Annotated in this window: 1 protein-coding gene; it reads left to right on the top strand. The window is 42.1% G+C overall.

The window, feature by feature from the left end:
- Positions 1-665, top strand: a 665-nt coding sequence (locus tag AB4Y90_RS18100; RefSeq protein ID WP_441558948.1) for a hypothetical protein, incomplete at both ends; no start/stop codon positions are given.

Genomic DNA, 665 nt, shown 5'->3' on the forward strand with positions numbered 1-665 from the left:
AAAAACCGCTTACAACAACAGCGCAAAATTCCGGCTTACCTCGAAGAGGATTTCTTTAAACGAAGCGAAGCACAAAGAAAAGCTTGTTACCGAGCTTAATAAGGCTGAAGCGAAGATTAAGACAATTTCTAAAACTAATGCTCACGGTAAGGTTGTTAATTACGGAAACGGCGTTTCTATCGATACCGATAATGTGATCTATATAGAAAACGGTCCCGATTTTTATACCTATACCTTTCGTATCAACAGGGAAAATGCTCCTGAAAATGCTCCTGTTGAGAACCTTGTCTTAAGCCCTTTATCAGACGGAAGCTACAGAGAGCTTTTAGTTTCTTACAACCTCACCGCTCAAGAAAAACAAGCGCTTATCAACGGAGATTTTGTAAATCTTCAGGAAAAAGTGCAAACCACCGAACTTGCATCGGGAACTTATTCCGGACAAATTTTTTCTAAAACCATCACCCAATGCCACTGGGAAACCTATATTTATTATACACCATGTGCATGTCATCCGGGGCATTATGATGCCTCAGAATGTACCTGCACTAAAGGGAAACCTAAACAATACGTCCTTACATGGAACGTATGTGAAGAGGTAGAAGATACTGCTCCTGGTGGTGGAGCTGCCACACCGGGAAATTCGCCCGGAGGAGGATCTACAGATC

Origin of the sequence: Chryseobacterium sp. 2TAF14, assembly GCF_052115105.1 — a bacterium.
Taxonomy (GTDB): Bacteria; Bacteroidota; Bacteroidia; order Flavobacteriales; family Weeksellaceae; genus Chryseobacterium.